This is a genomic window from Bradyrhizobium sp. YCK136 (assembly GCF_044570075.1).
Taxonomy (GTDB): Bacteria; Pseudomonadota; Alphaproteobacteria; order Rhizobiales; family Xanthobacteraceae; genus Bradyrhizobium; species Bradyrhizobium diazoefficiens.
This window is the reverse complement of record NZ_CP172424.1, coordinates 1,641,614-1,665,202: the sequence shown is the minus strand read 5'-3', so window position 1 is coordinate 1,665,202 and position 23,589 is coordinate 1,641,614. Positions and strand designations below refer to the sequence as shown.

The following is a 23,589-nucleotide window of genomic DNA, read 5'->3' as shown; positions in this document are numbered from 1 at the left end:
ATGAGCGCAGCAGAAGAAGTCGTCGCCGAAGGCCATCAGGCGGTCGAGGCCGTTCCGAAGCGCGCCATGACGCTGGGCACCGGCACCTCGCTGGTGGTGCTGGCTGCGCTGCTGATCGCACCCGTCTTCGTCAAGAACTTCATCATCTTCCAGATGACGATGCTCCTGATCTACGGGCTCGCGGTGCTCGCGCTGAACATCCTGACCGGTGGCTCGGGCCAGTTCTCGCTCGGCCAGAGCGCCTTCTACGCCGTCGGCGCCTATACGACGGCGGTGCTGATGGAGCACTTCAACATCAACTATGCGCTGACGCTGCCGGTCGCCGGCGTGGTCTGCTTCGGCTTCGGCTTCCTGTTCGGACAGCCGGCGCTGCGGCTCTCCGGCGTCTATCTGGCGCTCGCGACCTTCGCGCTCGCCACCGCCATGCCGCAGCTTCTGAAGCTGAACTTCCTCGAGCACTGGACCGGCGGCGTGCAGGGCCTCGTCGTCACCAAGCCCGACGCGCCGTTCGGCCTGCCGATGTCGCAGGACATGTGGCTGTACTACTTCACGCTGGTCGTCGTGATCGCGATCTACATCTTCTCGGTGAACCTGCTGCGCTCCCGTTCGGGCCGCGCCTTCATGGCGATCCGCGACAACGAGATCGCGGCCTCCGCCATGGGCGTGGACGTCGCGCTGTACAAGACCCTGGCCTTCGGCGTCTCCGCGGCCATCACCGGTATCGCCGGCTCGCTCGGCGCCATCGCGGTGCAGTTCGTGGCGCCCGACAGCTACACCATCACGCTCGCGATCTCGCTGTTCCTCGGCATGGTCGTCGGCGGCGTCGGCTGGCTGCCCGGCTCGATCGTCGGCGCCGCTTTCATCATCTTCGTGCCGAACATCGCGGAAGGCATCTCGAAGGGCCTCTCCGGCGCCGTGTTCGGCGTGCTCCTGTTCGCCGTCATCTACCTCGTGCCGCATGGCGCAAGGCAAATCGCAATCCTGGGCCAGCAACTCGCCGGAAGGCTCAGAAAGAACTGAAACCCTCTTAAGGAAGGAGACCAAATTGTTTCTTGGAAGAATATTGCGAACCACCGCGCTCGTAACGGCGGTCGCGACCCTCAGCTCCGGCGCAGCACTTGCTCAGAAGAAATACGACACCGGCGCGTCCGATACCGAGATCAAGATCGGCAACATCATGCCGTACAGCGGTCCGGCGTCGGCCTATGGCATCATCGGCAAGACCGAAGAAGCCTATTTCAAGATGATCAACGACAAGGGCGGCATCAACGGCCGCAAGATCAACTTCGTCACCTATGACGACGGCTATTCGCCGCCGAAGGCCGTGGAGCAGGTCCGCAAGCTGGTCGAGAGCGACGAGGTGCTGGCCGTGTTCAACCCGCTCGGCACGCCCTCGAACAGCGCGATCCAGAAATACCTGAACGCCAAGAAGATCCCGCAGCTGTTCGTCGCCACCGGCGCCACCAAGTGGAACGACCCGAAGAACTTCCCCTGGACCATGGGCTGGCAGCCCTCCTACCAGAGCGAAGCGCAGATCTACGCGAAATGGCTGACGAAGGAAAAGCCCGACGCCAAGGTCGCGATCCTCTACCAGAACGACGATTTCGGCAAAGACTACCTCAAGGGCACCAAGGACGGGCTCGGCGCCAAGGCGGCGTCGACCATCATCATGGAGGAGAGCTACGAGGTATCCGAGCCGTCGATCGACGGTCACATCGTCAAGATCAAGGCCGCCAATCCCGACGTGCTGCTGATCTATGCGACCCCGAAGTTCGCGGCCCAGACCATCAAGAAGACCGCCGAGCTCAACTGGAAGCCGCTCCAGATCCTCACCAACGTGTCGATCTCGGTCGGCAGCGTGATGAAGCCGGCCGGCTTCGAGAACGCGCAGGGCGTGCTGTCGGCGGCCTATGCCAAGGACTCGACGGATCCGCAGTGGGCCAACGACCCCGGCATGAAGAAGTGGAACGAGTTCGTCGACAAGTACATGCCGGGTGCCGACAAGTCCGACACCAGCATGGTCTACGGCTATGGCGCCGCGTCGACCCTGGCCAAGGCGCTGGAAATGTGCGGTGACGATCTCACCCGCGCCAACCTCATGAAGCAGGCGGCGAGCATGAAGGATTTTGTACCGGACACGCTGCTGCCCGGCGTCAAGATCAACACCAGCGCCACCGACTTCGCCCCGATCGCGCAGCTCCAGATGCAGCGCTTCAAGGGCGAGAGGTGGGAACTGTTGGCGAGATCATCAGCGGCGACGTCGCCTCCGAGTGACACGCTGACGCAATAAGCCGACCGTAAAGAAGCCCCCGCGGGCGACCGCGGGGGCTTTTTGTTGACGGCGGGCGTCAATCTTGTTCAATGCGGCGCTGATCCAGCCCGGGGTAGGAGAACAATGACTGCGGTTCGTTTTCAGGTTGCGGCCCTCGCGGCCGCACTCGCGTTGTGCACTGCGATGACTGGCCCGGTGCTGGCGCAAAAGAAATACGACAGCGGCGCTTCCGATACCGAGATCAAGATCGGCAACATCATGCCCTATAGCGGGCCGGCCTCCGCCTATGCCGTGATCGGCAAGACCGAGGAAGCCTATTTCAACAAGATCAATGCCGAGGGCGGCATCAACGGCCGCAAGATCAAGTTCATCTCCTATGACGACGGCTATTCGCCGCCGAAGACGGTGGAGCAGGCGCGCAAGCTGGTCGAGAGCGACGGGGTGCTCCTGATCTTCGGCTCGCTCGGCACCTCGACCAACGGCGCGATCCGCAAATACATGAACGAGAAAAAGGTGCCGCAATTGTTCGTGGCGAGCGGCGCCTCGAAGTGGAACGATCCCAGGCAATATCCCTGGACCATGGGCTGGCAGCCGAGCTACGCGAGCGAGGCGCGCATCTATGCCAAATACGTCATGAAGGAGAAGCCGGACGCGAAGATCGCAGTGCTCTACCAGAACGACGATTTCGGCAAGGACTATCTGAAGGGGCTGAAGGGCGGCCTGGGGGCCAAGGCGTCGATGATCGTGCTGGAGGAGGCTTACGACACCTCGGAGCCGGCCGTCGACGAACACGTCGTGAAGCTGAAGTCCTCGGGTGCCGACGTCTTCATCAGCATCACCACACCGGCATTCGCAGCCCAGGCGATCAAGAAGGCGGCCGAGATCAACTGGCATCCGATGCAGATCATCTCCAACGTCTCGGCCTCGGTCGGCGGCGTGCTGGAGCCGGCGGGAATCGAGATCTCGCAAGGCATTCTCTCGGCCAGCTACACCAAGGACGGTTCGGACCCGCAATGGAACGCCGATGAGGGCATGAAGAAGTTCTATAACTTCCTCGCGCAATTCGATCCCAAGGCGAACAAGCTCGATGCCGGCGTGGTGTTCGGCTATGCCGCCGCCCAGACCATGGTGAAGGTGCTGCACATGTGCGGCGACGACCTCACCCGCGAGAACGTCATGAAGCAGGCCGCTTCCTTGAAGGATTTCGAGCCGGACACGCTGCTGCCCGGCATCAGGATCAACACCGCGCCGGACAATTTCGCCCCGATCGAACAGCTCCAGATGATGCGGTTCAAGGGCAAGAAATGGGAGCTGTTCGGCGACATCATCTCGAGCGATACGGGCCACTGAGCCAGATCAACTCAAAATCGCTTGGTACGCGTTAAGCAACTCAGAGCAGTCGCGCTGTCTCGCACTCGCACACGAAACCGCGCCCGTCCCTGACTACTAAAGAAGCAGCCCCTGCGACGCCGTCGCGGGGGCTTTCTGTTGAAGGCACAGGACAAATCGTATTGAATTGCGGCGGCGTCGCCAAAAACAATCAAGACAAGAAACGGGACGCACACACACCAAGAAAATAGGGAGATAGGAATGCCCGCTGTCACCGGCAAACTTGCGGCTGCGTCACTGGCGCTTGCGCTCGTTGCGGCCTCGGCCTCCACTGCATCGGCCCAGAAGAAATACGATACCGGCGCGACCGACACCGAGATCAAGATCGGCAACATCATGCCCTACAGCGGACCGGCCTCCGCCTACGGCATCATCGGGCGGACCGAAGCCGCCTATTTCAAGAAGATCAACGAAGAGGGCGGGATCAACGGCCGCAAGATCAACTACATCAGCTATGACGACGCCTATTCGCCGCCGAAGACGGTCGAGCAGGCGCGCAAGCTGGTCGAGAGCGACGAGGTGCTGTTCATCTTCAACTCGCTCGGCACGCCGCCCAACTCGGCGATCCAGAAGTACATGAATTCGAAGAAGGTGCCGCAGCTGTTCGTCGCCACCGGCGCCACCAAGTGGAACGATCCGCAGAACTTCCCCTGGACCATGGGCTGGCAGCCCAACTACCAGAGCGAGACGCAGATCTATGCGAAGTGGCTCTTGAAGAACAAGCCGGACGCCAAGATCGCCGTGCTCTACCAGAACGACGATTACGGCAAGGACTACCTCAAGGGCCTGAAGGACGGCCTCGGTGCCAAGGCTGCCTCGATGATCGTGATCGAGGAGAGCTACGAGACCTCCGAGCCGACCATCGACAACCACATCGTCAAGCTGAAATCGACCGGCGCCGACGTGTTCATGAACATCACGACGCCGAAATTCGCGGCGCAGGCGATCAAGAAGAATTCCGAGATCGGCTGGAAGCCGCTGCACTTCCTCAACAACGTCTCCGCCTCCGTCGGCAGCGTGATGAAGCCCGCCGGCTTCGAGAACGGCCAGGACATCATCTCGGCCGACTATCTCAAGGACGTGTCCGATCCGGCATGGAACAATGACGCGGGCATGAAGGAATTTCTCGCCTTCATGACCAAGTACTTCCCGGAAGGCGACAAGCTCGACAAGGGCACCATCGTCGGCTTCGCCGTGGCGCAGACGGTGGTTCAGGTCCTGAAGCAGTGCGGTGACAATCTCACGCGCGAGAACATCATGAAGGAAGCCGCCAACCTGAAGAACTTCCGCACCGAGGCGCTGCTGCCCGGCATCCAGATCAACACCGGGCCGAACGACTTCGCGCCGATCAGCCAGCTCCAGCTCGAAAAGTTCAAGGGCGAACGCTGGGAGCTGTTCGGCGACGTGATCAGCGCTGACGCCGGCGGCTAGCCGTCAAGCAACATTCAGCTGCGCGAAAGGCCCCCCGCGAGACCATCGCGGGGGGTCTCTTTGTCGCGCGGCGATTATGATCACGCGATTGCACAATCGAATGATGGTAAACCCTGCTTACGCTTTCGCGCATGATACGGTAGGCAGGTGAACGGCGAATTCGCCGCCATCGCTTCAGTCTGCTCAAGGCCATCGTCATGACCGACCGACGTCCCCTGCTCCGCGCGCTCTACGACGCCGCCGTTGCCGCCGCGCATCCGAGTACAATTCTGGCGCCGCATCTGCGGCCGGCCCCAAAAGGACGCGTGATCTGCCTCGCCGCCGGCAAGGGCGCCGGCGCGATGGCCGCGGCCGCCGAGCGGCATTATCTCGACACGCTGAAGCTCGCGCCGGAGCGGCTGGTTGGCATCGCCACCACGCGCCACGGCTACGGCGTGCCGACACGCCGCATCCGCGTGGTCGAAGCCGGCCATCCCGTGCCCGATGAAGCCGGCCTCAAGGGCGCGGCCGACACGCTCGCGCTCGCGGGCGAGGCCGGGCCCGACGACCTGCTTCTGGTCCTGCTCACCGGCGGCGGCTCGGCGAACTGGATCGCGCCGGTGGACGGCATCAGTTTCGCGCAGAAGCAGGCGGTCAACAAGGCGCTGCTGCGTTCGGGCGCGCCGATCGGCGAGATGAACGTCGTGCGCAAGCATCTCTCGCGCATCAAGGGCGGGCGGCTGGCGCGCGCCGGCAGGAACGCCGCCGAGATCGTCACGCTCGCGATCTCCGACGTGCCGCATGACGATCCCTCCGCGATTGCCTCCGGCCCCACCGTGCCCGATCCGACCACGCTGGCGGATGCGCGCGCGATCGTAGCCAGGTACAAGCTCGATATCGACGATGCCGTGCGCCGCGCGCTCGACAATCCCGATAACGAAAGCTGCAAGCCGGATGATGCCGCCTTTGCGCGCGCATCATTCGAATTGATCGCGCGGCCCAAGCAGTCGCTCGACGCCGCGGTGAAGCTCGCGAAAGAGGCCGGCTACGAGACGATCGATCTCGGCGCCGATCTCGAAGGCGAGGCGCGCGAGGTCGCGGCCCATCATGCCGGACTCGCGTTGCAGGCGCGTGCGCAGGGCAAGCGCATCGCGATCCTCTCCGGCGGCGAGCTCACGGTCACCGTGCGCAGCCAGGGACGCGGCGGTCCGAACCAGGAATACGCGCTGGCGCTCGCCGGCCTCTTGAAGGACACGGCCGGCATCTCCGCGCTCGCGGGCGACACCGACGGCGCCGACGGCGGCGCCGGCCACCCTACCGACCCCGCAGGCGCGCTGATCGACGCGGCCACGTTTGCGAAGATGAAGGCGCTGGCACTCCAGCCGCAGGCCTATCTCGACAACAACGACGCGACGACGTTCTTCGAGGCGACCGGCGATCTGCTGATGCCCGGCCCGACGCTGACCAACGTGAACGACATCCGGGTGATTTTGGTGGATTGAACGAGCGCTTCTCGCTCCGCTGCGTTCCCTCACCCCTTGCGGCAGGGCTATCGCATGTGGTGTGCATGATGCGGCGGCATCGGCACTCGGCTCCCTCTCCCGCTTGCGGGGGAGGGCTGGGGTGGGGGTGTCTCCGCGTCGGGATTGCCAGGGATTGCGGAGAACGTCCCTGCGTGGCGAGAGCCCTCACCCGCCGCGCTCGGGACGATGCTTCGCATCGCCTGGGGCGCGTCCGCCTCTCCCGCAAGCGGGAGAGGCGGAGCAAACCCCCGGACAATCCTCGTGAAATTCACATGCGATAGCCCTGCCCCGCAAGGGGGGAGGGAGCGGAGAGAGCGTGCGGTTAAGCCCAGCTCAAAACTCGTTGGCGATCTTCGAGAGCATCTCGATCAGGGCTTCGCGGTTGGCCTGGCCGAGCAGGTCGTTCAGCCGCGCTTCGTGCTTGGTGGCGACGAGCTTTTTCGCCCGCGTCAGCACAGCCTTGCCCTTGTCGGTCAGGACCAGGATATGCGAGCGGCGGTCGTTGGTGGAACGGATCCGCGCACAAAGGTCGCGGCTTTCGAGATTGTCGAGCATGGCCACGAAATTCGGGCGCAGGATGCCGAGGGTGGAGGCGATCTCGGTCTGGTTACGCCCCGGGTTCTTCTCGACCAGCAGCAGCACCGAGAACTGCGCGGGGGTGAGCTGGAGCGAGGCCATGCAGCGCAGGAAGTTCTCGAACACCTTGAGCTGCGCCCGCTTCAGCACATAGCCGAGCTGTTCGGAGAGCTCGCCGAGCTGGAGGGCATCGGTAGAGCCCTGGCCCTGGGCCTCGGCCGCGTCCTTGCGGCCCTTGGCCGAGTCAGCCGGTTTTTCTGAAGACTTTTCAGCGGTTTTGGAAACGGTCATCGCCTCGTGCTCGTAATCCCGCTAAATTCGGGGCGGGTCGCCCGCCACCCTTGAAGTTATATTTGATAATTGTTATGCACCATATCAAATATCGTCAGCGTATTTCAATGGCTGTGAGGGACCATCCACCGCGATTGCGGAGACCGGTCCTTAATCTTTGAGGGGGAGCGTCCGGTCTTGAACACCACTATCATGCTGTTCCTGGTGCAGGACGGCATCACCAATGGCGCGATCTATGCGCTGCTCGGCCTCGCGCTGGTGCTGGTGTTCGCCGTTACCCGCGTGATCCTCATTCCCCAGGGCGAGTTCGTCACCTATGGCGCGCTGACCTATGCCTCGCTGGCCGCGGGCCAGATGCCGGGCACGGCAAAGCTCGCGCTCGCCCTCGGCATCGGGGCCTTTGCCTTCGATCTGTTCGTGGCCCGCAAGGCGCTGCATGGCCGGCTGATCCTGCGCAGCGTCCTCACCAATATCGTGCTGCCGGCCATCGTGCTGGCGCTGACGATCTACTTCGCAGCCCAGAAGCCGCCGGTGGCGGTCTGCATCGCGCTGTCGCTGGTGATCGTGGCGATGATCGGCCTGTATCTCTACCGCATCGCGTTCCAGCCGCTGGCGCACACCTCGGTGCTGGTGCTGCTGATCGCCTCCGTGGGCGTCCACCTCGCACTGCAGGGACTGGGCCTGCTGTTCTTCGGCGCCGAGGGCCAGCGCGGACCTGCCGTGCTGTCCGGCTCTTTCACCGCCGGCGCCCTGCGCTTCACCGGCCAGAGCATCACCGTCTACGCCATCACCATCGCCTTCATCGTCGGGCTCTGGCTGTTCTTCGGCCTGACGCTCTACGGCAAGGCGCTGCGCGCGACCGCCGTAAACCGGCTAGGGGCGCGGCTCGCTGGCATCCGCACCACGCTGTCGGGGCAGATCGCCTTCCTGCTGGCGTCCGTCATCGGCGCGCTGTCGGGCATAATGATCGTGCCGATCACGACGCTCTATTACGACAGCGGCTTCCTGATCGGGCTGAAGGGTTTCGTTGCCGCGATCATCGGCGGCCTCGTCAGCTACCCCCTCACCGCCGTCGCCGCGCTGGTCGTCGGCATCGTCGAGGCGTTCTCGTCCTTCTACGCCTCCAACTACAAGGAAGTGATCGTCTTCATGCTGCTGATCCCCGTGCTGCTGCTGCGCTCGCTCGCCGCGCCCGCGGTCGAGGAAGAGAAGGACTGACGCTAAGATGCAGAGCCGGCTCCCCATCCTCGTCTTCGCGCTTGTCATGGCGGCGATCCCGTTTGTCCCGGGCATGCCGCCGTTCTGGATCGTGCTGCTCGACAATATCGGCCTTGCCGCCCTCGTCGCGATGGGCCTCGTGCTGCTGACGGGCGTCGGCGGCCTGACCTCGTTCGGACAAGCCGCCTTCGTCGGCTTTGGCGCCTACACCACCGCGGTGCTGTCGACGAGCTACGGCCTGTCGCCCTGGCTGACGCTGCCGTTGTCGCTCGTGGTCAGCGGATCGCTGGCGGTGCTGCTTGGCCTCGTCACCGTCCGCCTCTCCGGCCACTATCTGCCGCTCGGCACGCTGGCCTGGGGGCTCGGCCTGTTCTATCTCTTCAGCAAGCTGGAGTTTTTGGGCCGCAACGACGGCATCTCGGCGATCCCGCCGCTGTCGATCGGCGCGTTCAAGATGCTCTCGCCCGGCTCGATCTACTACGCGATCTGGGTCGCCGTGATCCTCTCGGCCCTGCTCACGATGAACCTGCTGGACTCCCGCACCGGCCGCGCCATCCGCGCACTCAGGCGCGGCCATGTCGCCGCCGAGGCGTTCGGCGTGCACACGCCGCGGGCAAAGCTGCTGGTGTTCATCCACGCCGCGGTGCTAGCCGGTCTCTCCGGCTGGCTCTATGCCCACCTTCAGCGCGCGGTGAACCCGACGCCGTTCGGCGCACAGGCCGGCATCGAATATCTCTTCATCGCGGTGGTCGGCGGCGCCGGCTATGTCTGGGGCGGCGTGCTGGGCGCGGCGATCGTCGTGGTCCTGAAAGAGGTGCTGCAAAGCTATCTGCCGCTGCTCCTGCCGGGTTCCGGCCAGGTCGAGACCATCGTGTTCGGCATCATGCTGGTGGCGCTGTTGCAACTCGCGCCCGGCGGCGTCTGGCCCTGGCTGATGTCGTTCCTGCCCGAGCCTACCCGCGGCAGGAAGCCGGACACCTCGCTGAAGCTGGAGCAGCGCACCCGCGCGCCCGGCGAGGCCAGCGTCCTGCTCCAGGTCGAGAAGGCACGCAAGCAATTCGGCGGCGTGATCGCGGTCAACAACGTTTCCTTCGAGGTCCAGGCCCGCGAGATCGTCGCGCTGATCGGGCCGAACGGCGCCGGCAAGAGCACGACGTTCAACCTGATCACCGGCGTGCTGTCGGCGACCTCAGGCTCGATCTCGGTGCTCGGCAAGAGGCTCGACAACGCGCCGCCGCAGGAGATCGTCAAGCTCGGCATCTCCCGCACCTTCCAGCACGTGAAGCTGGTCCCCGACATGACCGTGCTGGAGAACGTCGCTATTGGCGCGCATCTGCGCGGTCATTCGGGGCCGATCTCCTCCATGCTGCGGCTCGACCGCGCCGACGAGGCAAAGCTGCTCGCCGAGGCCGCACGCCAGATCGAGCGCGTCGGGCTTGCCGACCAGATGCACCAGCTCGCAGGTTCGCTCTCGCTCGGCCAGCAGCGCATCGTCGAGATCGCGCGCGCGCTGTGCGTCGATCCGATGGTGCTGCTGCTCGACGAGCCGGCCGCCGGCCTGCGCCACATGGAGAAGCAGCAGCTTGCCAGGCTGCTGCGCGAATTGCGCGACGGCGGCATGAGCGTGCTGCTGGTCGAGCACGACATGGGCTTTGTCATGAACCTCGCCGACCGCATCGTCGTGCTCGATTTCGGCACCAAGATCGCGGAGGGCACGCCCGCCACGATCAAGACCAATCCCGAAGTGATCAAGGCCTATCTCGGAGTGGCGGCATGAGCGCGCTGTTGTCCGTCACCGACGCGCATGTCGCCTACGGCAAGGTCGAGGCCGTGCGTTCGGTCTCGCTCGAGGTCGGGGCGAACCAGATCGTCACCATCGTCGGCGCCAACGGCGCCGGCAAGACTACGCTGCTGTCCGCCATCATGGGCATTCTGCCGCTGAAGGGCCGCGTCGCCTTCGCAGGCCAGGACCTCGCCCGGCTCGACATCGAGGACCGCGTCGCGATGGGCCTCGGCCTCGTCCCGGAGCACCGCGAATTGTTCGTGACCATGAATGTCGAGGACAATCTCGAGCTCGGGGCCTTCCGCATCGAGCGGAGCAAGTCGAAGGCCTCGATGGAGCGGGTCTACACGCTGTTCCCGCGGCTGAAGGAGCGGCGCAAGCAGCTCGCCGGCACGCTCTCCGGCGGCGAGCAGCAGATGCTCGCGATGGGCCGCGCGCTGATGGGCGAGCCGAAGCTCCTGATGCTGGACGAGCCGAGCCTCGGTCTCGCCCCGATCATCGTCGCCGACATCTTCCGCATCGTCACCGAGCTGCGCACCGCCGGCGTCTCGGTGCTGCTGGTCGAGCAGAACGCGCAGGCCGCGCTCAAGATCGCGGACCAAGCCTATGTGATGGAGCTCGGCGAGTTCGTGCTCAGCGGCAAGGCCAGCGACATCGCCGCGAACGAACGCGTTGCGGCGAGCTATCTCGGCTTCCAGCACGAAGGCGCGAGCGTTCTGTAGGTCCGAGGCGTCGCCACGAACTCAACTGTCATCGTCCGCGAAGGCGGACGATCCAGTACTCCGAGAAGACTGTGGTCGAATCGATAAGTCGCTGCGTACTGGATGCCCCGCCTTCGCGGGGCAAGACACCGAAGAATGCGACGAGATTCGCGCCTAGATGCTCGCCGCCTTCTCCTTCAACGCCGCCACCTCCGCTTCCAGCTCGGCGATCCGCTGATCCCTCGCCGCCAGCGCGGCCGCGACATCCGTCGCATCGAACTTCTGCGGAATGTGCTGCGGGCAGTTGGTGTCCCAGGCCGCGATCTTGAACAGGATCACCTGCTCCGGCCGCGCGCGATATCCCTTCGGCATCAGCGACGTCGTCAGCGCATCGTCGTCCTCCACCACGCGCGCCTCGCCCCAGATCTTCACCCGGCGGCGGTGGGCGTAGTCCATCACGAAGATGTAGGCCTTGGGATTTTCGGACAGGTTGCCTTGCGTGATGTACTGCCGGTTGCCGGCGTAGTCCGTGAAAGCCAACGTCTGCTTATCCAGCACCTTCAAAAACCCCTTCGGCCCGCCACGGTGCTGGATGTAGGGCTGGCCATCGGCAGAGGCGGTGGCGAAATAAAAGCTGTTGGCATCGGCCAGGAACGCCGCGAGGTTCTCATCGACCTCGGTGCGCCAGCCGCGCTGCTCGGCATGGGCATAGCCTTCGCGCGATCCCTTTCGGGTCTGGATCGATTTCACCGCCGGCGTGAACGCCACGTCGCTGGCGTAGGTGAGGGTTGCCGTCATCGGAACATCTCCTGGAATCCCGGCGCATTTCTGCGTCTTTCGGCGATTAAAGTGGACCTTTCGGCGTCTAAAACAATCCGCCGGCTTGACACTTCATCATTGCAATATATGCAATAATGCCAGACCGCCTGGAAGCCATGCACGTCTTCGTCACCGTCGCCGATCTGCGCGGCTTTGCGCCGGCGGCGCGCAAGCTGCACCTGTCGCCCTCGGCGGTGACGCGGCTGATCGCGGCGCTGGAAGAGCATCTCGGCGCCCGGCTGTTGCAGCGGACCACGCGGCAGGTGACGCTGACCGATGTCGGCACACGCTATCTGGAGCGCGCGCGGCGCATTCTCGCCGATGTCGAGGAGGCCGACGGCTCGGCGCGGGAAGAGCGTAACCGGCCGAGCGGACGTCTGGTGGTGTCGGCGCCAGTCGGCTTCGGCCGGCTGCATGTCGGGCCGGTCATGACCGCCTATCTCAAGCGCTATCCCGAGGTTGCCGGCGAATTGCGGCTGTCCGACCATCTCGTCAATCTCGTGGAAGACGCCGTCGATGTGGCGGTGCGGATCGGTCATCTCGCCGATTCGTCCCTCGTCGCGCGCCAGGTCGGCGAGATGCGGCGGATCGTGGTGGCCGCGCCCGGCTATCTGAAGCGCCATGGCGAGCCGAAGACGCCGGAAGCGCTCGCCTCGCACCAGACCATCCAGTTCGGACCATCCGCCAGCTGGCATTTCATGCAGGACGGCCGCGACATCGAGGTGACGACGAACCCGCGCTTCACCAGCAACAGCGCCGACGCCGCCCTGCAATATGCCGAGGCCGGCGGCGGCGTCACGCGGGTGCTGGCTTATCAGGCCGCCGAGGGTTTGAAGCGCGGGCGGCTGAAGGTCGTGCTGGCGAAATACGAGCAGCCGGCGCTGCCCATCCATGTCGTCTACCCGACCTCGCGCCTGCTCTCGGCCAAAGTGCGCGCGTTCGTCGATCTCGTGGTGGAGACGGCGGAGTGGAGGTTTGGGTGATGACCGTCATTCCGGGGCGGTCCGAAGGACCGAACCATGGTGCGCAATTGCGCACCAGAGAATCTCGAGATTCCGGGTTCTCGCTTCGCGAGCCCCGGAATGACAATTACCCCTTCTTCGGGACCACCCGAAACGTTCCGCTGGCGCGCGCGATCACGGTGGCGTCGGCCTTGACCAGGCACTGCGCGAAACAGATCGTGCTGCCGGTCTTGATCGCCTCGCCCTCGACCGCGAGCCATTGGCCGATTTCGGCGGCGCCGACAAAGTATCGACCGACAGCGAGATCGTGACGAAGGACGTCGTCCAGCCGGTCGCCTCTGCGCAGCTGTAACCCATGGCGGCATCGGCGAGCGCCGCGATCAGTCCGCCATGGATGAGCCCGCGCGCGTTGGTGTGCGGCTTGGCCAGGCGCAGGCCGATGATCACGGCCTTGTCGGCCTTCTTCGAGTAGAGCGGCTCCCAGGGATCGGTGAGCGGGGCTTTGCGGAAATGCGGCTCGAAGCCGGCGGGAATGTCGGTGGCGGTCATGGCTGTCTCGCGTTGCTGATTGCCAGCATTGAACGCGATGGGCGTGGCGGACGCATCACCTACAAAGTTTTAAACGGAATTTGCGCGGGTGTTTGAAACGGGCGGCGGCGTTGCGAGGAATGCAACGCCCGTAGGGTGGGCAAAGGCGCAACGCGCCGTGCCCACCATCTCTCCACAAACACAAAGCTGGTGGGCACGCTTCGCTTTGCCCACCCTACGGCACTTCTCTAAAACGGCAGCCCCACATAATTCTCCGACAGCGACCACATCGCGGCCTGCGACTGCGTGACGTAATCGAGTTCGGCGAGCTGGATGCGGGCGCCGATGGTGCCGGTGTCGGGGAATTTGTGCAGCATCGAGGTCATCCACCAGGAGAAGCGCACCGCCTTCCAGACGCGCGCCAGTGCCTTGGCGGAATAGGCGTCGATGCCGGCGCTGGACTTCTCGTCGTAGAATTCGCGCAGCGCGCTCGACAGATAATGCGCGTCGCTGGCCGCAAGGTTCAGTCCCTTGGCGCCGGTCGGCGGCACGATGTGGGCGGCGTCGCCGCACAGGAACATCCTGCCGAAGCGCATCGGCTCGGCGACGAAGCTGCGCAAGGGGGCGATGCTCTTCTCGATCGACGGTCCCGTGACGAGGCTGTCGGCGGCCTCCTGGTCGAGCCGACGCTTCAATTCGTCCCAGAAGCGGTCGTCGGGCCATTGGTCGACATGGTCGTCCAGCGAGCACTGCACATAGTAGCGGCTGCGCTTCATCGAGCGCATGGTGCAGAGCGCAAAGCCGAGGGCGTGGTTGGAGTAGATCAGCTCGTGGCTGACCGGCGGCGTCTCGGAGAGGATGCCGAGCCAGCCGAACGGATAGACCCGCTCGAACTCCTCGATCGCCGAGGCCGGAACGCTGGCGCGGCTGACGCCATGAAAACCGTCGCAGCCGGCGATGAAATCGCAATCGAGCGTGTGGGTGACGCCGTCCTTGACCCAGGTCACGCGCGGGTGACTGCCGTCGAAATCATGCGGTCGCACGTCCTTGGCCTCGTAGACCGTATCGAGGCCGGCCGCCTTGCGCGCGTTCATCAGGTCGAGCGTGACCTCGGTCTGGCCGTAGATCATGACCGTCTTGCCGGTCGCGGCCTTCATGTCGATGCGATGACGGCGGCCGGAAAAGGCCAGTTCGATGCCCTCATGCACCAGGCCTTCCGCGTGCGCCCGCGCGCCGGCGCCAACCTGGTCGAGCAGCGCGACCGTTCCCTCCTCCAGAAGACCGGCGCGGATGCGGCCGAGCACGTAGTCCGGGCTCTGCCGCTCCAGGATGAAATTGTCGATGCCGTAATCGTGCAGCAGTTGCCCAAGCAACAATCCAGCCGGCCCGGCCCCGATGATTGCGACTTTTGTCCGCAATACTTGTTCCTCCCGATCCTATAGGCTTTCGTCGCGGCTCGCTTGTCGCGATGATCCGCGCAAGTTAATTATATCATATAACGGTTGGGCAAAAGGGAAGTGCTGGTCGCGCTAGTACCCACTTTTCTTGGAACGTGAGTCGTGATTCAAGGTCGGGATGATACCCGAAGCAAGAGAAGTCCACCTTTCGAGGAAAGATCGCAAGGTGCTTGAGGCGTGCTGTCGCTCACCGGTGACGTTGCAGCGCGATTTGAAGCGGGCGCGGATAGTTCTGTTGGCGGCGGATGGGCGCAGCACCCGGTCGATCGCCAAGGAAGTTGGGGTCCAGCCGCGGATTGTCAGCCTTTGGCGGCATCGCTATGCCGACCATGGCCTTGAAGGGCTGCAAGACAAGCCGCGGCCTGGCAAGCAGCCGATCTATACGAAGACGACCGACAAGCGGATTCTGAAGCTGCTGGATAAGCCGCCACCGCAAGGGTTTGCGCGCTGGACCGGCCCCCTGCTGGCCGAGGCGCTGGGCGATGTCGATGTCCAATATGTCTGGCGGTTCCTGCGCAGCCACAAGATTGACCTGGTGGCTCGCAAGTCCTGGTGCGAGAGCAACGACCCGAACTTTACGGCCAAAGCCGCCGATGTTGTCGGCCTCTATGTCGCGCCGCCGGCGAAGGCCATTGTGCTGTGCGTGGACGAGAAGCCCTCGATCCAGGCTTTGGAGCGAGCGCAGGGTTATCTGAAGTTGCCCAATGGCCGCGCCTTGACCGGCCAAAGCCACGATTACAAGCGGCATGGCACCACAACATTGTTTGCGGCGCTCGAAGTCGCCACCGGAAAGATCATCGCGACCCATTCAAAACGCCGGCGCCGCGTCGAGTTTCTCGATTTCATGAACAGCGTCACCGCGGCTTTTCCGAACCGCAAGCTTCACGTCATCCTCGACAACCTCAACACCCATAAAAAGAACGAGGACTGGCTCAAGGCCCACCCCAACGTGCAATTTCATTTCACGCCGACAAGTGCGTCATGGCTCAATCAGGTCGAAGTATGGTTTTCCATCTTGCAGGGGCAGTCGCTCAGCGGCACCTCCTTCACGAGCCTCAAGCAGCTTCAGGAACACATCGATGCCTACGTCAACGCATACAACGACAGAGCCGAGCCCTTCGTCTGGACCAAGAAAAAGGTCCGTCAACGCCGTTTCAAAGGCCGCCGTATCACTCAGCTCTGATTCCGGGTACTAGCAGCGACAAATCCATGCAACATGGCTGACGTACAGGACGCGACAACGTGCGCGCCAATTCCGGCTTGAACGCGCCGGCCAATTAGATAACATGTTAAATAACGAGACCGGGCCATCGAAGCCCGCCGTCGAAAACAGGGAGAGACGTGTGATGAGGAAAGCCTGTCTGGCTTTATTGCTCGCAGCAAGCGTGACGCCGGCGTTGGCGCAGGACAAGACCTTCGACTTGAAGATCTCGCACTGGGTGCCGGCATCGCACCCGCTGCAAAAATCGCTGGAAGACTGGGTGGCCGCGGTGAACAAGGATTCCGGCGGCACCATTACGGGCAAGGTGTTTCCGGCCCAGCAGCTCGGCAAGGCGTTCGATCATTACGACATGGCGCGCGATGGCATCGCCGATGTCACCTATGTCAATCCCGGCTATCAGCCCGGCCGCTTCCCGATCGTCGGTGCCGGCGAATTGCCGTTCCTGATCTCGGATGCCAAGGGCGGCTCGATGGGGCTCGACGCCTGGTATCGCAAATATGCCGAGAAGGAGATGAAGGACGTCAAATACTGCCTCGCCTTCGTCCACTCGCCCTCCTCCTTCCACTCCAAGACCAAGAAGATCGTGATGCCGGAGGATGTGAAGGGCCTGAAGATCCGTCCCGCGCACGCCACCATGGCGAACTTCGTCACCTCGCTCGGCGGCACCAATGTGCAGTCCTCCGCGCCCGAAGTGCGCGACATCATCGAGCGCGGCGTCGCCGACGGCGTCACTTTCCCATGGGGTTCCCTCGTGCTGTTCGGCATCGACAAGGTGACCAAGTACGACATGGAGGCGCCGCTCTACACCACGACCTTCGTGTTCGTGATCAACAAGGACAAGTACAATGCGATGTCCGACAAGCAGAAGGCCGCAATCGACAAGAACTGCTCGGTCGAGATGGCCGGCGTGGTCGGCGAGCACTGGGGCAAGTTCGAGGACGCCGGCGTCGACAAGGTGAAGGCGGAAGAGGGGCACGAGGTCTACAAGCTGACACAAGAGCAGACCGCGGCCTGGAAGAAAGCCGCCGAGCCGCTGGTCAAGACCTGGGGCGACGGCGCCAAGAAAGCGGGCGCCGATCCGGACGCCGCGCTGGCCGATTTGAAGGCCTCGCTGAAGAAGTACAACGCGCTGGCGGAGTAGCGCTTCGTTGAAACAGATGCGGCGGCGAAAGACATCTCGCCGCCGTCATTCTGCAAGTGCGCTGTTAGGAGCGCACGACGCTTCCTCCCCCTCTCCCCGCCTGCGGGGAGAGGGTTGGGGTGAGGGGGAGTCTCCGCGGGGACGGTGAAAGTTGGACTCGCGGAGAGCCCCCCTCACCCGGAATCCGCGCTTGCGCGCGCATTCCGGCCTCTCCCCGCAAGCGGGGAGAGGCGAACGACCGCCTTCTGAGCCGAGAGCGAGAATGACATCACACAGGACACACCCATGAAGCGCGCCTGGATGGATCGCTTTATCGACACGATCGAATGGATCGCGGCCGGCTTCGTCGGCCTCGTGGCGCTCGACATCTTCGTGTCGGTTCTGCTGCGCAACACGCTGAACTATTCGATCCCCGACAGCTTCGACATCGGCCGCATGCTGCTCGGCATCCTGATCTTCTGGGGCATCGCTGCGACCTCCTATCGCGGCACCCACATCACGGTCGACCTGGTCTGGGGCAATGTCGAGCCGCGCTATCAGCGCTGGATCGACGTGTTCGCCACCCTGGTGCTGCTGTTCGTCGTCACGGTGCAGACCTGGACCCTGTTCGACAAGGTGCGCGGCACCTACAACGACAATGTCCAGACCTTCGACATGCACATGCCTACCTGGCCGTTCTTCGCGATCGCCTGGATCGGCGACGTCTCCGCCGTGCTGCTGATCGCGATCCGCACCTACCGGCTGATCTTCCATCCCGAAGAAATGCACGACCCCAAGCTGAAGGCGACGGAGTAATCATGAGCACCGATGCCGTCGCCGTAATCGGCTTCGTTTCCCTGTTTGCGTTGATGCTGCTGCGCGTGCCCGTCGGCATGGCCATGGGCCTCGTCGGCGTCTCCGGCTTCTCCTATCTGGTCGGCGCCACGCCGGCGCTGAAGCTGGTCGGCCAGACCTCGATGCGCACGGTCACCGACTACACGTTCGGCGTCATCCCGATGTTCCTGCTGATGGGCTCCTTCGTCAGCAATTCCGGCATGAGCCGCGAGCTGTTCCGCGCCGCCAACGGGTTCGTCGGACATTTGCGCGGCGGGCTCGGCATCGCCACCGTCGGGGCCTGCGGCGGCTTTGCCGCGATCTGCGGCTCCTCGGTTGCGACCGCCGCGACCTTCTCCGCGGTCGCATATCCCGAGATGCGCCGCTTCGGCTATCCGCAGTCATTCGCGACCGGCGTGATCGCGGCCGGCGGCACGCTCGGCGCGATGCTGCCGCCCTCCACCGTGCTGGCGGTCTACGGCATCATCACCGAGCAGGACATCGGAAAACTCTTCATCGCCGGCATCATTCCGGGCCTGCTGGCGATGACCATGTACATGATCACGATCGCCCTAATCGGATACTTCCGGCCGGACTTCCTGCCCAAGGGCAAGGTGCTGCCGTGGCGCGAGCGCTTTGCCGGCCTGAAGGAGATCTGGGCCCCGGTCCTGCTGTTCGTCTTCGTCATCGGCGGCCTTTACGGCTTGCCCTTCCTGCCGCGCTTCACGCCGACGGAAGCCGGCGGCGTCGGGGCCACCGGCGCCTTCATCATCGGCGTCGTCACCGGCCGGCTCGACCGCGAGAAGATCCTGGCCTCGCTGCTCCAGGCGACGCGCACCGCCGCCGCGGTGTTCACCGTGCTGATCGGCGCGCTGATCTTCGGCTATTTCCTCACGGTGACGCAGACGCCGCAGAAGGTGACGGAATTCCTGACCGGCCTCGGCCTCGGCCCCTACGGCGTGCTGGCACTGATCATGGTGATGTATCTCGTGCTCGGCTGCCTGATGGACGCCATGGCGATGATCATCCTCACCGTGCCGATCATCTTCCCCGTCATCATGCATCTCGGCTTCGACCCGATCTGGTTCGGCGTCATCATCGTGATGACCGTCGAGCTCGGCCTGATCCATCCGCCGGTCGGCATGAACGTCTTCGTCATAAAAAGCGTGGTGAAGGATGTCTCCTTCTCCACCATCTTCAAGGGCGTGATCCCGTTCGTGGCGACGGACCTGGTGCGGCTGGTGATCCTGATCGCCTTCCCGCTGCTGGCGACGTGGCTGCCGACGCGGATGATGGCGCACTGATGATGGATTGAATGCGGGCTCTCGCCGCAACGGCGGTGATCTCCCTCGCCCCGCTTGCGGGGAGAGGGCTGGGGTGAGGGGGAGCCTCCACGGGGACGGTGACAGTCGGACTCGCGGAGACTCCCCCTCACCCGGAATTCAAGCTGCGCTTGAACTCCGGCCTCTCCCCGCAAGCGGGGCGAGGCGAAGACACCGGCGCCTTCTGACCGTGTGACCGTTGGAGTGACCGATGACCCCCACCCTCGACACCAAATACGTCTTCACCATCACCGCCCGCATCGGCGACGTCGTCACCGCCGGCGAGACCGGCATCGGGGTCCGCCGCATCATTCCGATCATCGGCGGCGAGGTGACGGGCGCGGTCACCGGCAAGGTGCTGCCGTTCGGCGCCGACTTCCAGACCATCCGCCCCAACGAGCTGATCGACCTCGAAGCGAAATACGCCTTCGAGACCGCCGACGGCGCCATCGTCTATGTCGAGAACAAGGGCATCCGCTTCGGCCCGGTCGAGCTGCTGCAAAAGCTCAAGCGCGGCGAGCCGGTCGATCCGAAGCTGATCTATTTCCGGACCGTGCCGCGATTCGAGACCGGGCATGAAAAGTATCGCTGGCTGATGGAGCACATTTTTGTAGCTTCAGCCGCACGCCACGCGGACCGCGTCGTGATCGACGTCCATCAGGTGATGTGAGGAATCGGTCTTTGACCCAGGGCGAACCTGGTTCAGAATGTGATCTGCACCAAGTTGTGCAGACCACGGGAGTCCCACCATGTCTCTTATGGCTTCCAGCGAACCAGTCCCCCAACACACCTTCGACTCCGCCGAAATGGGCGCCATCGCTCATCTCTACCGCGGCGAGGTCTATCGATCGACGATCTGGCGAACGCGGCTCGACAACACGACCAATTGGGCGATCGTCACGATGGGCATCGGCGTTATCGCTATTTCAATGTCTGGCGTGCCCGGGCTCGTTGGCTGGAGAGGAATTTCTATGCGCCAATCTTCACCGGTGAAGCGCACGACGATAGCTGGAAGGCCGTTCTCGCGCGCGACTACACTGCGCCCCGCCATCACATTTCATTTGTCCGCGCTACCGGACGGCGGTTGCGTCGCAACTACGTCTGGATATTCGCCATCCAGGCGACAGCCTATTACGGCAAGATTGCAATCCATCCGACGCCTGCAATGACCTTGACGGAACTTATCGATCGCGCCGCCGTCGGACCGATTCCCGGCTGTGTCGTTCTGATCGTAGGCTTTGCCTACAATTTCGGGTGGCTGGCGTTTGCGCTCGGCACGATGTGGCTCGACCGACGCGAGCACGGGACCAAGGGCGACCGGGTGGCGATGGGCTGATGACATCGGCGGCTACCCGTTCCCCGGGGGGAGCCGAGACGAGCGTAGCTGCCCCGACGCCAGGGAGGGCCTCCCTTGTTGACTCCTTGTAAATTCGTTATACAACATAACTATTCTGATAAGGACGCAAATGACACAGGGAAACGCCGAGACCGCTGACGCGGGTGCCTCCGGGCTGTTGAGGATCGAGCGGGCGGACAGGGTTCTGACCGTGGGCCTGAACCGGCCGGCCAAGCGCAATGCGCTCAACGACGGCATCATCCTGGAAATCGGCGAGTGCTTTGCGTCCCTGCCCGAGGATATCGGCGCGGTCGTCATCCACGGCATCGGCGACCATTTCTCGTCCGGCCTCGACCTGTCCGAACTGACGGAGCACGACGCGACCGGCGGGCTGCTCCATTCGCAGATGTGGCACCGGGTGTTCGACCGCATCCAGTATAGCCGCGTGCCCGTGATCGCCGCACTCCGGGGTGCCGTGATCGGTGGCGGGCTGGAGCTCGCCTGCGCCGCCCATATTCGCGTCGCCGAGCCCTCCACCTATTTCGCGCTGCCGGAGGGGCAGCGCGGAATCTTCGTCGGCGGCGGCGGCTCGGTGCGGCTGCCGCGGCTGATCGGCGTTGCCAGGATGATGGACATGATGCTGACCGGCCGCGTCTATAGCGCGACCGAAGGCGCTTCCTACGGCTTTGCGCAATATCTGACCGAAGCCGGCAACGGGCTCGGCAAGGCGCTGGAGCTTGCGACCAAGATCGCCTCCAACGCGCCGCTGACGAATTTCGCCGTGCTCCAGGCGCTGCCAATGATCGCGGAAGCCAATCCGCAGACCGGCCTGTTGATGGAATCGCTGATGGCCACCGTCGCCCAGAGCGACAAGGAAGCAAAGCGCAGGATCCGCGAATTCCTCGAGCACAAGACCGCGAAGGTGAAGCCAAAGTCATGAGTGCACAGCCGTCCTCTTCCGGCACGGAGCGCGGCGCAAGCACTTTCCCGCTGCGGCCGATTTCGTTCGGCGATCCCGTCGTCAATATCGAACGGCGCGAGGACGGGACGATCTACCTGCGACCGAAGCAGCCGCTCGGCGACTATCCCGTCCGCATCACCGACCGCCTGCATCATTGGGCGACGACGACGCCGGACCGCGTCTTCATGGCGGAGCGCGAAGGCGGCCGCAGCTGGCGCAAGATCACCTATGCCGAGCTGCTCACCGCAAGCCGGCACATCGCCTCGGCGCTGATCCAGCGCGGCTTGTCGGCGGACCGGCCGGTGGTCATCCTCTCCGGCAATTCGATCGACCATGCGCTTTTGGCTTTCGGCGCGTTCTATGCCGGCGTTCCATTCTGCCCGGTATCGCCGGCCTATTCGCTGGTGTCGAAGGACTACGGCAAGCTCTCCTATCTGATGAAGCTCTTGACGCCCGGCCTCGTCTTCGCCGAGGACGCCGACAAGTTCTCAGATGCGCTCGCTGCCAATGTTTCGCTCGGCACCGAGATCGCCGCCTCCTACGGCCATGTGGCGGGCCGCGACGTCACGCTGCTCGCCGACCTCATGGCGACGCCGATCCGCGGCGATCTCGACGGCGTCCACGGCAAGATCGGCCCCGATACGATCGCAAAATTCCTGCTGACGTCGGGCTCGACCGGCAATCCCAAGGCCGTCATCAACACCCAGCGCATGATCTGCGCCAACCAGGTGATGCTGCGCGAGACCCTCGCCTTCCTCAAGGACGAGCCGCCCGTCATCATCGACTGGCTGCCCTGGAATCACACCTTTGGCGGCAACCACAATATCGGCCTGACGCTCTACAATGGCGGCTCGATGTATCTGGACGCCGGCAAGCCGATGCCCGGCGGCATCGAGGAGACCGTGCGCAATCTCCAGGAGATTTCGCCGACCGTCTATTTCAACGTGCCGAAGGGCTATGAGTCGCTGCTGCCCTATCTGCGCGACGACCAGGGCCTGCGCGCGAAATTCTTCGACCGGCTGCATGCGATGTTCTTCTCGGGCGCGGCGCTGTCGCCATTCGTCTGGGACAGCCTCGACGAGCTCGCGGTGAAGGAAAAAGGCTATCGCGTGCCGATGCTGACCGGCCTTGGCGCGACCGAGACCGCGCCGTTCTTCATGTCGGTCAATCCGCGCACCAGCCGCTCCGGCCATGTCGGCCTCCCCGTCTCCGGCAACGACGCCAAGCTGGTGCCGAACAACGGCAAGCTCGAGGTCCGCGCCAAGGGGCCGAACGTGATGCCCGGCTACTGGCGCCAGGCGGATATCACCGCAAAATCCTTCGACGAGGAAGGATTCTACAAGTTGGGCGACGCGCTCAAGCCTGCCGATCCCGATGATCTCAACGCCGGCTTCGATTTCGACGGCCGCGTCAGCGAGGACTTCAAGCTCGCGAGCGGTACCTGGGTCAGTGTCGGCCCCTTGCGCGCGCGCTTCGTTGCGGCCTGCGCACCGCTGGTGCGCGACGTCGTCATCGCCGGTATCAACCGCGACGAGGTCTCCGCGCTGGTCGTGCTCGACCTCGACGGCTGTAGGCTGGTCAACCCGACGCTGCCGGCCGACGACCTCGTCGTCGCGACGCGCGACCGGCTGGTGCGCGAGGCCTTTCGCGAGCGCCTGACCCGATTCCTCGGCTCGGCTACCGGTTCCTCGACGCGGATCACGCGCGCGATCCTGATGGATACGCCGCTCTCGATCGACAAGGGCGAGGTCACCGACAAGGGCTCGATCAACCAGCGCGCGGTGCTGGAGCATCGCGGCGCGCTGATCGACGAGCTCTACGCTGCCAATCCATCGGACCGTGTGATATCGGTCGGCTAAGAAACC

18 protein-coding genes and 3 pseudogenes are annotated in these 23,589 nt (G+C 64.0%); 17 read left to right on the top strand and 4 right to left on the bottom strand.

All coding sequences use genetic code 11. From position 1 onward, the window contains the following. From ACFLEY_RS07870 to ACFLEY_RS07850, 5 genes and pseudogenes are all read left to right on the top strand, one after another. A complete protein-coding gene (locus ACFLEY_RS07870; protein WP_011090550.1) occupies positions 1-1,020 on the top strand; it encodes a branched-chain amino acid ABC transporter permease in 1,020 nt (339 codons plus the stop codon). Positions 1,021-1,045: 25 nt separating this feature from the next. Continuing rightward, positions 1,046-2,274: pseudogene (locus ACFLEY_RS07865) on the top strand (ABC transporter substrate-binding protein). A gap of 121 nt (positions 2,275-2,395) precedes the next feature. Continuing rightward, positions 2,396-3,622: an ABC transporter substrate-binding protein gene (locus ACFLEY_RS07860; RefSeq protein WP_060908879.1), complete on the top strand. Its 1,227-nt coding sequence runs from the start codon at positions 2,396-2,398 to the stop codon at positions 3,620-3,622. Positions 3,623-3,862: 240 nt separating this feature from the next. After that, positions 3,863-5,092 carry an ABC transporter substrate-binding protein gene (locus tag ACFLEY_RS07855; RefSeq protein WP_011090553.1) on the top strand — a complete coding sequence of 410 codons (1,230 nt, stop codon included), beginning with the start codon at positions 3,863-3,865 and terminating at the stop codon, positions 5,090-5,092. A 197-nt stretch (positions 5,093-5,289) separates the two neighbouring features. Continuing rightward, the gene (locus ACFLEY_RS07850) at positions 5,290-6,573 is read left to right on the top strand and encodes a glycerate kinase (RefSeq protein WP_396604591.1); all 1,284 of its coding nucleotides are present in this window, start codon (positions 5,290-5,292) and stop codon (positions 6,571-6,573) included. A gap of 354 nt (positions 6,574-6,927) precedes the next feature. Here ACFLEY_RS07850 and ACFLEY_RS07845 read toward each other — a convergent pair whose 3' ends face one another. Next, complete coding sequence (locus tag ACFLEY_RS07845; RefSeq protein ID WP_011090555.1) at positions 6,928-7,461, bottom strand: MarR family winged helix-turn-helix transcriptional regulator; 534 nt, start codon at positions 7,459-7,461, stop codon at positions 6,928-6,930. Positions 7,462-7,638: 177 nt separating this feature from the next. Between ACFLEY_RS07845 and ACFLEY_RS07840 the strand changes: the two genes are divergently transcribed. The 3 genes from ACFLEY_RS07840 to ACFLEY_RS07830 are packed head-to-tail and all read left to right on the top strand — an operon-like array spanning position 7,639 to position 11,184. After that, on the top strand, positions 7,639-8,679 hold the full coding sequence (locus tag ACFLEY_RS07840) for a branched-chain amino acid ABC transporter permease (RefSeq protein ID WP_060908881.1): 1,041 nt from the start codon (positions 7,639-7,641) through the stop codon (positions 8,677-8,679). A 7-nt stretch (positions 8,680-8,686) separates the two neighbouring features. Further along, complete coding sequence (locus tag ACFLEY_RS07835) at positions 8,687-10,456, top strand: ATP-binding cassette domain-containing protein (RefSeq protein WP_060908882.1); 1,770 nt, start codon at positions 8,687-8,689, stop codon at positions 10,454-10,456. Beyond that, positions 10,453-11,184 (top strand): ABC transporter ATP-binding protein, encoded by a 732-nt coding sequence (locus ACFLEY_RS07830; protein WP_011090558.1) that lies wholly within the window; start codon positions 10,453-10,455, stop codon positions 11,182-11,184. The genes ACFLEY_RS07835 and ACFLEY_RS07830 overlap by 4 nt, the downstream gene beginning before the upstream one ends. Before the next feature lie 153 nt (positions 11,185-11,337). On the opposite strand, the gene ACFLEY_RS07825 is transcribed toward ACFLEY_RS07830, so the two are convergent. Next, positions 11,338-11,961 (bottom strand): pyridoxamine 5'-phosphate oxidase family protein, encoded by a 624-nt coding sequence (locus ACFLEY_RS07825; protein ID WP_011090559.1) that lies wholly within the window; start codon positions 11,959-11,961, stop codon positions 11,338-11,340. A gap of 116 nt (positions 11,962-12,077) precedes the next feature. Here ACFLEY_RS07825 and ACFLEY_RS07820 point away from each other — a divergent pair, with 116 nt between their 5' ends. Continuing rightward, positions 12,078-12,965 (top strand): LysR family transcriptional regulator, encoded by an 888-nt coding sequence (locus tag ACFLEY_RS07820; RefSeq protein WP_082755464.1) that lies wholly within the window; start codon positions 12,078-12,080, stop codon positions 12,963-12,965. 106 nt (positions 12,966-13,071) lie between these two features. Here the strand turns inward: ACFLEY_RS07820 and ACFLEY_RS07815 are convergent. Both ACFLEY_RS07815 and pobA read right to left on the bottom strand, forming a co-directional pair. Next, a pseudogene (locus ACFLEY_RS07815) lies at positions 13,072-13,493 on the bottom strand (PaaI family thioesterase). Between the two features lie 227 nt (positions 13,494-13,720). Then, positions 13,721-14,890 carry a 4-hydroxybenzoate 3-monooxygenase gene (pobA, locus tag ACFLEY_RS07810; protein WP_060908885.1) on the bottom strand — a complete coding sequence of 390 codons (1,170 nt, stop codon included), beginning with the start codon at positions 14,888-14,890 and terminating at the stop codon, positions 13,721-13,723. A gap of 157 nt (positions 14,891-15,047) precedes the next feature. Here pobA and ACFLEY_RS07805 point away from each other — a divergent pair, with 157 nt between their 5' ends. The 8 genes and pseudogenes from ACFLEY_RS07805 (at position 15,048) to ACFLEY_RS07770 (ending at position 23,583) form a co-directional block, all read left to right on the top strand. Next, positions 15,048-16,112 (top strand): IS630-like element ISRj1 family transposase, encoded by a 1,065-nt coding sequence (locus ACFLEY_RS07805; protein ID WP_026192128.1) that lies wholly within the window; start codon positions 15,048-15,050, stop codon positions 16,110-16,112. 163 nt (positions 16,113-16,275) lie between these two features. Next, the gene (locus ACFLEY_RS07800; protein ID WP_011090563.1) at positions 16,276-17,292 is read left to right on the top strand and encodes a TRAP transporter substrate-binding protein; all 1,017 of its coding nucleotides are present in this window, start codon (positions 16,276-16,278) and stop codon (positions 17,290-17,292) included. Between the two features lie 285 nt (positions 17,293-17,577). Then, a complete protein-coding gene (locus tag ACFLEY_RS07795; protein ID WP_011090564.1) occupies positions 17,578-18,087 on the top strand; it encodes a TRAP transporter small permease in 510 nt (169 codons plus the stop codon). A gap of 2 nt (positions 18,088-18,089) precedes the next feature. Then, on the top strand, positions 18,090-19,409 hold the full coding sequence (locus ACFLEY_RS07790; protein WP_028173789.1) for a TRAP transporter large permease: 1,320 nt from the start codon (positions 18,090-18,092) through the stop codon (positions 19,407-19,409). A gap of 229 nt (positions 19,410-19,638) precedes the next feature. Next, the gene (locus ACFLEY_RS07785) at positions 19,639-20,097 is read left to right on the top strand and encodes a DUF3237 domain-containing protein (protein ID WP_028173788.1); all 459 of its coding nucleotides are present in this window, start codon (positions 19,639-19,641) and stop codon (positions 20,095-20,097) included. Between the two features lie 79 nt (positions 20,098-20,176). Then, a pseudogene (locus ACFLEY_RS07780) lies at positions 20,177-20,763 on the top strand (DUF2270 domain-containing protein). A 130-nt stretch (positions 20,764-20,893) separates the two neighbouring features. Then, on the top strand, positions 20,894-21,703 hold the full coding sequence (locus ACFLEY_RS07775) for a crotonase/enoyl-CoA hydratase family protein (RefSeq protein WP_011090568.1): 810 nt from the start codon (positions 20,894-20,896) through the stop codon (positions 21,701-21,703). After that, positions 21,700-23,583 carry a feruloyl-CoA synthase gene (locus tag ACFLEY_RS07770; RefSeq protein WP_060908886.1) on the top strand — a complete coding sequence of 628 codons (1,884 nt, stop codon included), beginning with the start codon at positions 21,700-21,702 and terminating at the stop codon, positions 23,581-23,583. Before ACFLEY_RS07775 ends, ACFLEY_RS07770 begins: the two co-directional genes overlap by 4 nt. Positions 23,584-23,589 lie beyond the last annotated feature (6 nt).

What these genes read in the sequence shown, in the direction of transcription:
- ACFLEY_RS07870 (WP_011090550.1), top strand. Translation starts at nt 1, where the DNA reads ATGAGCGCAGCAGAAGAAGTCGTCGCCGAAGGCCATCAGGCGGTCGAG.
- ACFLEY_RS07860 (WP_060908879.1), top strand. Translation starts at nt 2,396, where the DNA reads ATGACTGCGGTTCGTTTTCAGGTTGCGGCCCTCGCGGCCGCACTCGCG.
- ACFLEY_RS07855 (WP_011090553.1), top strand. Translation starts at nt 3,863, where the DNA reads ATGCCCGCTGTCACCGGCAAACTTGCGGCTGCGTCACTGGCGCTTGCG.
- ACFLEY_RS07850 (WP_396604591.1), top strand. Translation starts at nt 5,290, where the DNA reads ATGACCGACCGACGTCCCCTGCTCCGCGCGCTCTACGACGCCGCCGTT.
- ACFLEY_RS07845 (WP_011090555.1), bottom strand. Translation starts at nt 7,461, where the DNA reads ATGACCGTTTCCAAAACCGCTGAAAAGTCTTCAGAAAAACCGGCTGAC.
- ACFLEY_RS07835 (WP_060908882.1), top strand. Translation starts at nt 8,687, where the DNA reads ATGCAGAGCCGGCTCCCCATCCTCGTCTTCGCGCTTGTCATGGCGGCG.
- ACFLEY_RS07830 (WP_011090558.1), top strand. Translation starts at nt 10,453, where the DNA reads ATGAGCGCGCTGTTGTCCGTCACCGACGCGCATGTCGCCTACGGCAAG.
- ACFLEY_RS07825 (WP_011090559.1), bottom strand. Translation starts at nt 11,961, where the DNA reads ATGACGGCAACCCTCACCTACGCCAGCGACGTGGCGTTCACGCCGGCG.
- ACFLEY_RS07820 (WP_082755464.1), top strand. Translation starts at nt 12,078, where the DNA reads ATGCCAGACCGCCTGGAAGCCATGCACGTCTTCGTCACCGTCGCCGAT.
- ACFLEY_RS07805 (WP_026192128.1), top strand. Translation starts at nt 15,048, where the DNA reads ATGATACCCGAAGCAAGAGAAGTCCACCTTTCGAGGAAAGATCGCAAG.
- ACFLEY_RS07800 (WP_011090563.1), top strand. Translation starts at nt 16,276, where the DNA reads ATGAGGAAAGCCTGTCTGGCTTTATTGCTCGCAGCAAGCGTGACGCCG.
- ACFLEY_RS07795 (WP_011090564.1), top strand. Translation starts at nt 17,578, where the DNA reads ATGAAGCGCGCCTGGATGGATCGCTTTATCGACACGATCGAATGGATC.
- ACFLEY_RS07790 (WP_028173789.1), top strand. Translation starts at nt 18,090, where the DNA reads ATGAGCACCGATGCCGTCGCCGTAATCGGCTTCGTTTCCCTGTTTGCG.
- ACFLEY_RS07785 (WP_028173788.1), top strand. Translation starts at nt 19,639, where the DNA reads ATGACCCCCACCCTCGACACCAAATACGTCTTCACCATCACCGCCCGC.
- ACFLEY_RS07775 (WP_011090568.1), top strand. Translation starts at nt 20,894, where the DNA reads ATGACACAGGGAAACGCCGAGACCGCTGACGCGGGTGCCTCCGGGCTG.
- ACFLEY_RS07770 (WP_060908886.1), top strand. Translation starts at nt 21,700, where the DNA reads ATGAGTGCACAGCCGTCCTCTTCCGGCACGGAGCGCGGCGCAAGCACT.